General features: G+C 69.7%; 2 protein-coding genes. Both read right to left on the minus strand.

All coding sequences use genetic code 11. From position 1 onward, the window contains the following. Nucleotides 1-3,467 (minus strand): type I polyketide synthase (locus ACFY8O_RS34305; protein ID WP_387909316.1); only part of this gene is annotated, 3,467 nt, incomplete at its 3' end. A gap of 433 nt (nucleotides 3,468-3,900) precedes the next feature. Further along, the gene (locus ACFY8O_RS34310; RefSeq protein ID WP_387909318.1) at nucleotides 3,901-8,199 is read right to left on the minus strand and encodes an SDR family NAD(P)-dependent oxidoreductase; all 4,299 of its coding nucleotides are present in this window, start codon (nucleotides 8,197-8,199) and stop codon (nucleotides 3,901-3,903) included. Nucleotides 8,200-8,211 lie beyond the last annotated feature (12 nt).

The raw sequence follows: 8,211 nt of genomic DNA on the forward strand, positions 1-8,211 counted from the left end.
AACGCCAACTGACCCTTACCACCCCGCACAATCCGCACCCGCACCACCGACGCACCCGCCGCGAACAGCGACACACCCGTCCACGAGAACGGCAGTACGGTCTCGCCTTCGCCGGTGAGGAGGACGGAGTGCAGGGCGGCGTCGAGCAGAGCCGGGTGCAGACCGAAGCGGCCGGCGTCGTCACGGGCATCATCGGGGAGCGCGACCTCAGCGAAGATCTCCTCGCCTCGCGTCCATACGGCCTTCAGCCCCTGGAACACCGGGCCATAGCCGTACCCCTGCTCCGCCAGCCGCTCGTACGCGCCCGCAACCGGAACCGACACCGCGTCGGCCGGCGGCCACGCCACCAGATCGAAGTCCGGTGCGGGCGCCTGCGGCAGGAGGGCACCTTCGGCATGCAGCGTCCACGGGGCGTCCCTGTCCCCCAACGGTCGCGAGTGCACGCTCACCGCTCGTGCACCGTCGTCGCTCGGAGACCCCACCACCACCTGGACCTGCAGAGCTTCGGTCTCGGGCAGGATCAAGGGCGCCTGAAGCGTCAGTTCCTCCAGGAGGCCGCACCCCACCTCCTCACCCGCACGAAGAGCCAGCTCGACCAGGCCGGTCCCTGGCACCAGCACGCTTCCCAGCACACTGTGATCAGCCAGCCAGGACTGGGAGGTGAGGGAGAGACGGCCGGTGAAGACCACTCCCCCGTCGGGCAGGCCCACGGCCGCACCCAGAACGGGGTGGTCGGCCGCCTCCAGGCCCAGCGATTCGGGGTCACCCCCGGCGTCCGCCGGCAGCGACCAGTAGTGCTGGTGCTGGAAGGCGTAGGTAGGAAGGTCGACGCGGCAGGCTCCGGCAAGCGCGTAGAACGCCTCCCAGTCGACTGCGTGGCCCACGGTGTGCAGGCGTGCCAGCGCCGTGACCAGCGCCTCGGGCTCACTCTGCTGTCGACGCAGGCCGGGCACGAAGGTGGGGTCGTCATCCGCGGAGTGGACGAGGGCGTTCTGGGCCATGGCGGTGAGGACCGCGTCGGGACCCACCTCCAGGAACACCGAGACCCCGGCAGCGGAGAGCGCACGAACCCCGTCCCCGAAACGCACCGCCTCACGGACATGCCGCACCCAGTACTCGGCCGTACGCAGATCATCCGATGTCGCCAGCTCACCGGTGACGTTCGAGACCACCGGAATACGCGCCTCGCCGAACGTCACGCCTTCCGCGACGGCACGGAACTCGGCGAGCATCGGCTCCATCAGCGGCGAATGGAACGCGTGCGAGACCCGCAGACGACTCGCCTTACGACCCTCAGCCTCAAAACGAGCCGCAACCTCCAGCACATCGTTCTCGTCGCCGGAGATCACCACCGCATCGCGACCGTTCACCGCCGCAACACTCACCGCATCCGACGTCAGATACGGAAGGACCTCGTCCTCCGACGCCCGGACGGCGACCATCGCGCCACCCTCCGGCAGCGCCTGCATCAACCGGGCCCTGGCCGCCACCAACCGCGCCGCGTCCGCCAGCGACAGCACACCCGCGACATGCGCGGCCGTCAGCTCACCCACCGAATGCCCCGCAACGAAGTCCGGACGCACACCCCACGACTCCAGCAGACGGAACAACGCCGTCTCAAACGCGAACAACGCCGGCTGAGTGAACTCCGTTTGAGCGAGCACATCCGCGTCCTCGCCCCACACCACCTCACGCAACGGCGCGGACAGATGACCATCCAGCTCAGCCACCACCGCATCGAACGCCTCAGCAAACACCGGGAACGCAGCATGCAGCTCACGCCCCATCCCCACCCGCTGCGCACCCTGCCCCGTGAACAGGAAAGCCGACTTGCCCGTACGCACAGCACCCACGGCAACACCGCCCGAGCCACCCGCAGCGAGCGTCCGCAGCCCCTCGACCAGCTGCTCCCGCGTCGCACCCACCGCAGCGGCCCGATGCTCGAACCCCGCACGCGACGTCACCAACGAGAAACCGACATCCACCGGACGCAACTCAGGCGCATCCACCACCCGCTCCAGCAGACGCGCAGCCTGATCACGCAGCGCCTCCGGGCTCCGGCCCGACACCACCCACGGCACCACCGGACCATCCACCACCGGCTCAACAGCAGCGGCAGACTCCTCCACCACCTGCTCCAGCACCACGTGCGCGTTCGTCCCGCTGATCCCGAACGACGACACCGCGGCCCGACGCGGGCCCTCCGTCGCCGGCCACTCCCGCGCCTCCGTCAGCAACTCCACCGCACCCGCCGACCAGTCCACCTGATCCGACGGACGATCCACATGCAACGTCTTCGGCAACACACCATGCCGCATCGCATGAACCACCTTGATGATCCCCGCCACACCCGCAGCAGCCTGCGTATGACCCATGTTCGACTTCACCGAACCCAGCCACAACGGCCGACCCACAGGCCGATCCTGCCCATACGTCGCCAACAACGCCTGCGCCTCGATCGGATCACCCAACGTCGTACCCGTACCATGCGCCTCCACCAGATCCACATCTCTGGTGGTCAGTCGGGCGTTGCGCAGTGCTTCCTGGATGACGCGGCGTTGCGACGGTCCGTTCGGGGCCGTGAGCGCACTGCTGGCGCCGTCCTGGTTGACTGCTGAGCCGCGTACGACCGCGAGCACCGGGTGACCGCTGCGCCGCGCGTCCGAGAGACGCTCCACCACAAGGACGCCGACACCCTCGCCCCAGCCCGTGCCGTCGGCCGCCGCAGCGAACGACTTGCACCGACCGTCCGCCGCCAGCCCACGCTGACGACTGAACTCCACGAACGTCTCCGGAGTCGCCATCACCGTCACACCACCCACCAGCGCCAGCGAACTGTCCCCTGCCCGCAGGGACTGCACCGCCGAATGCAACGCCACCAACGACGACGAACACGCCGTGTCCATCGTCACCGCCGGCCCCTCAAGACCCAGCGTGTACGCCACCCGCCCGGACACGATGGAGCCTGTCGCGCCGACGTCCGTGTAGTCGTGGTACATCACGCCCGCGAAGACTCCCGTCCGCGAACCGGCCAGCGTCGACGGAACGATGCCCGCCCGCTCGATGGCCTCCCACGACACCTCCAGCAGCAAGCGCTGCTGCGGGTCCATGTCGTGGGCTTCCCGGGGGCTGATCCCGAAGAAGGCCGGGTCGAAGCCGGCGGCCCCGTGCAGGAATCCGCCGTCCTTCGTGTAGGTCTTCCCCGGCTTGCCCTGCTCGGGGTCGTACAGATGATCGGTGTCCCAGCCGCGGTCCTGCGGGAACGCGGATACCGCGTCGCGGCCTTCCGCCGTCAATCGCCACAGGTCCTCGGGGGATTCCACACCGCCCGGATAGCGGCAGGCCATCCCCACGATGGCGATCGGCTCGGTGTCGTGCTGTTCCTTGTCCGTGAGGCGCTTTCGGACGTCCCGTAGCTCAGCAGTCGTTCGCTTGAGATAGTCGAGAAGTTTCTCCTCGCTGCTCACCAGTCACCCCACTGAATTCGTCCACGGCCGAAAGAGTTCACGTTGGCCCAGGAATTCCGAATGCCAGGAAATGCAGCGAGCATCGCCAGGGAAAGCATCCGGCCATAAGAGCCGATTCACCGATAGCGACGGTACTGAGTGCGCCGAGGGGCGGCCAACCCCTAGCCGCCCCTAGGGCACGGCTCCCAATCCGGCCGAGGCGGGACATGGAATGGCGCACCACCGTGCACCGTCACGTCCGGTCCGGGGCTCGGTGGGGGGACCGAGGGGCCGGAGGACGTGTGCCGCCTGAGCTGCTGGGCGGCTCGGTACACGGTGGTGCGCAGCCGCCTTCGGTACGGGGGGAGGCACCGAAGGGGTTGAGGGGCGGCCCGGAGCAAGGGGTGCGCCGGACCGCGGGTTATCCCGAAAGAAGCACGGCCGGAGGAATGCCTCAGTTCCGGGCGTCGAGTTCGGAATCGAGAATTCCGAAGAGTTCGTCGGCGGTCACGGAGTCGAGGTCGACAGCGTCCTCCTCCGGCGCGATACCGTCCGCGGAGTTGCCCGACCAGCCGGCGGCGATACCGCGCAGGAGATCGGCGATCCGGGTGCGCCCGTCCTCGTCGGCGGTGACCCCGGCCATCATCGATTCCAGTTTACGGATTTCGGCCTCCAGCAGATCGGTACCGTTCTCCGCTTCTCCTCGGAAGAGTTCGTCGAGCATGTAGCCGACCACGGCGGAGACCGACGGATAGTCGAAGACGAAGGTTGCCGGAAGACGGCGACCGAGCAGCGCTCCGATTCCGTTGCGAAGTTCCAGTGCCATCAGGGAGTCGATTCCGGCGTCCATGAACCCCCGGTTGACGTCGACGGCTTCGGGCCGTTCGTGGCCCAGGACCTTCGCCACCTGCGACCGCACGAGAGCGAGCAGTTCCTGACGCCGTTCGTCGGCGTCCGCCCCGGCGAGCCGACGGCGCAGTTCGTCGCCGGAACCCTCCTGCCGCACCCCCGATGCGGCCTCGGCACGCCGGGGCGGGGTGCCCACCAGGCCGTGGAACACGGGGGACAGCGTGTCCCGTCGGCGCCGTAGCGCCGGCAGGTCGAGGCGGGCCGCCACCAACTGCGGAGTACCTGAGGCCACCGCCGCGTCGAGCAGGGCGAGCCCGGCCTCGACAGGAAGCGCGGCGACCCCCAGGCGCGACGTGTCCTCTGCGGCAAGATGTCCGGTCATCCCGCTGTCCTGTTCCCACAGCCCCCAGGCGAGGGACTGTGCGGGCATGCCCTGGGCCCGTCGATGGGCGGCCAGTCCGTCCAGGAAGGCGTTGGCCGCCGCGTAGTTGGCCTGCCCGGCATTGCCGAGAGCGCCGGCCACGGACGAGAACATGACGAACGCCGACAGGTCCAGGCCCGCGGTCAGCTCGTGCAGGTGCCAGGCCGCGTCGACCTTGGGCGCGAACACCCTGGAGAGGCGTTCCGGTGTGAGGCCGGTGAGGACGCCGTCGTCCAGGACACCGGCCGCGTGCACCACTCCGGTCAGCGGCTGCTCGGCGTCGAACTCCTTGAGCAGGGCGGCCAGAGCCTCCCTGTCGGAGACATCGCAGGCCGCGACGGTCACCCGGGCACCTGCGGCTTCGAGCTCCGCGGCCACTTCCGTCGCACCTGGGGCGTCAGCGCCCCGGCGGCTCACGAGCGCCAGGTGCCGCACCTGATGTACGGCCACGAGGTGGCGTGCCACCACCGCTCCGAGGCCACCGGTACCGCCGGTGACGAGCACCGTGCCGTCCCCGAACGGGGCCGTGCCGTCGGCGGCATCCTCGGCGTCACCGGAGCTCACAGCCTCGGAGACCGTACGGACCAGTCGGGGCACACGGATCCGGCCGCCCCGCAGAGCGACTTCGGACTCTCCCGAAGCGATGGCGAACTGCACCGCACCCGGCAGCTCGTCGGCCGTTGCGGAGTCACCGGAGCCGTCCGCCGGCCCCTCCAGATCGGCCAGGACGATCCGGCCGGGGTTCTCCGCCTGGGCAGCGCGGACCAGCCCCCAGACCGCGGAGGCGGCCACGTCCGTCACCTGCTCGCCCTCCACGGAGAGCGCGCCTCGCGTGGCGATCACCAGCCGCGCGTCGGCGAGCCGCTCATCGGTCAGCCACTGCTGCAGCACCTCCAGCACGGTGGCCGTGACCTCGTGCGCCGCAGCCGGAAGAGCTCGCGTGTGGTCCCCCGGTCCCTCACCCGCAGGGGTCGCCGGGCAGGTGAACACCAGGATCTCAGGGACGTCCGCATCCGTGGGGACGGCCTGGTCGACCACGTCGGCCCAGGACGTCAGGGACGGGGCAGCCGCCGGCACCGCGAATTCCGCCGTCCAGTTCAGGTGGTGCAACGGATCGACTCCGCCCGCGTCCGTCCCACGCAGCTGGTCCGGGTCGACAGCCCTGGCCGTCAGGGCCTGGACCGACAGCACAGGGCCGCCTTCGCCGTCCGCCACTTCGATGAGGGACACGCTGCCCTGCTGCACCAGCCGCACCCGCAGGTCGGCGGCTCCCACAGCGTGCAGGGCGACACCGCTCCAGGAGAAGGGAAGCATCGTCCGGCCGTTGTCCTCGGCGCCTTCCTCACCGTTGCTCCCGCTCGAACCGGTCAGCAGCACGGCGTGGAGGGATGCGTCGAGAAGGGCGGGGTGGAACCCGAATCGACCGGCGTCCGCGCGGGCCTCCTCGGGAAGCGTCACCTCGGCGAAGATCTCCTCGCCCCGCTGCCACACCGTCTTCAGCCCCTGGAACACCGGGCCGTACCCGTACCCCTGATCCGCCAGCCGCTCGTACGCGCCGTCGACGGACACGGGCTCGGCGTCCTGCGGCGGCCACACGGTGAGGTCGAAATCGGGTGGGGGAGCCTGCGGCAACAGGATCCCTTCCGCGTGCTGCGTCCACGGAGCGTCCCGGTCGTCCTCCGCGCGGGAGTGCACACGCACCACTCGCGCGCCGTCGTCCGCGGCAGCACCCACCGCGACCTGGACCTGCAGTCCGTCGGACTTCGGCAGCACCAGCGGTGACTGAAGCGTCAGTTCCTCCAGCAGGCCGCACCCGACCTCGTCGCCCGCACGCAGCGCCAGCTCCACCAGGCCCGTCCCAGGCACCAGCACGCTGCCCAGGATGTTGTGGTCGGCAATCCAGGGCTGGGTGGTGACGGAAAGGCGGCCGGTGAAGACCACTCCCCCGTCGGGCAGGCCGACAGCCGCACCCAGGACAGGATGGTCGGCCGGCACCAGCCCCAGCGATTCCGGATCACTGTCGGCGACTGCGGGGAGCGACCAGTAGTGCTGACGCTGGAAGGCGTAGGTGGGCAGGTCGACGCGGCGGGCGTCGGTGGGCGCGTAGAACGCCGCCCAGTCGGGTGAGTGGCCGACGGTGTGCAGCCGCGCGAGCGCGGTGACCAGGGCTTCGGGCTCGCTCTGGTGGCGACGCAGACCGGGTACGAACACCGCGTCGTCTACGGAATTCTGTGCCATGGCGGTAAGGACCGCGTCGGGGCCGACCTCCAGGAACACCGAGGCCCCGGCATCGGACAGCGCGCGGACGCCGTCGCCGAAGCGGACGGCCTCGCGGACATGGCGTACCCAGTACTCGGGCGTGCGCAGATCGTCCGATGTCGCGAGCCGGCCGGTGACGTTGGAGACGACTGGGATACGGGCCTCGCCGAACTCCATGCTTTCCGCGACCGTGCGGAACTCGGCCAGCATCGGCTCCATCAGCGGCGAATGGAACGCGTGCGAGACCCGCAGACGAGTCGTCTTACGCCCCTCCGCCTCGAACCGGGCCGCAACCTCCAGCACATCGTGCTCCGCACCGGAGATCACCACCGCCTCTGGACCGTTCACCGCCGCGACACTCACCGCACCCGACGTCAGATACGGAAGAACCTCGTCCTCCGACGCCCGGATGGCAACCATCGCGCCACCCTCCGGGAGCGCCTGCATCAACCGCGCACGCGCAGCTACCAGCCTCGAGGCATCAGCCAGCGACAGCACACCCGAGACGTGTGCGGCCGTCAGCTCACCCACCGAATGCCCCGCAACGAAGTCCGGGCGCACACCCCACGACTCCACCAGACGGAACAACGCCGTCTCGAAAGCGAACAACGCCGGCTGCGTGAACTCCGTCCGCTCCAAAACCGACGCGTCCTCGCCCCACACCACATCCCGCAGAGACGTGGGCAGATGGCCGTCCAGCTCCGCCACCACCGCGTCGAACGTCTCGGCGAACACCGAGGAGGAAGCGTGGAGTTCACGGCCCATCCCGACCCGCTGCGCACCTTGCCCCGTGAAGAGGACGGCCAGAGGACCAGCAGAACGCGAAGTCCCCCGCACCACACCGGGACCTTCACGGCCCTCCGCCAACACAGCCAACGCGGACAGCAGTTCATCCCGGTCACGACCGACCACCACAGCACGCTGATCCAGCACCGCACGCGAGGTCGCCAGCGAGAAGCCGACATCCACCGGACGTATCTCAGACCCGGCCACCCGCTCCAGCAGACGCGCGGCCTGCGCCTTCAACGCATCCTCACCGGCGGCCGAGAGCACCCACGCATGCAGCGGGAACTCTTCGGATCGTTCGCCCTGCGCAGGCTCCTCGTCCGGCGCCTGCTCGATGATCACATGCGCGTTCGTGCCGCTGATCCCGAACGACGACACCGCGGCCCGCCGCGGACCCACCGTCGCCGGCCACTCCCGCGCCTCCGTCAACAACTCCACCGCACCCGCCGA

Origin of the sequence: Streptomyces argenteolus (genome assembly GCF_042902585.1) — a bacterium.
Taxonomy (GTDB): domain Bacteria; phylum Actinomycetota; class Actinomycetes; order Streptomycetales; family Streptomycetaceae; genus Streptomyces; species Streptomyces argenteolus.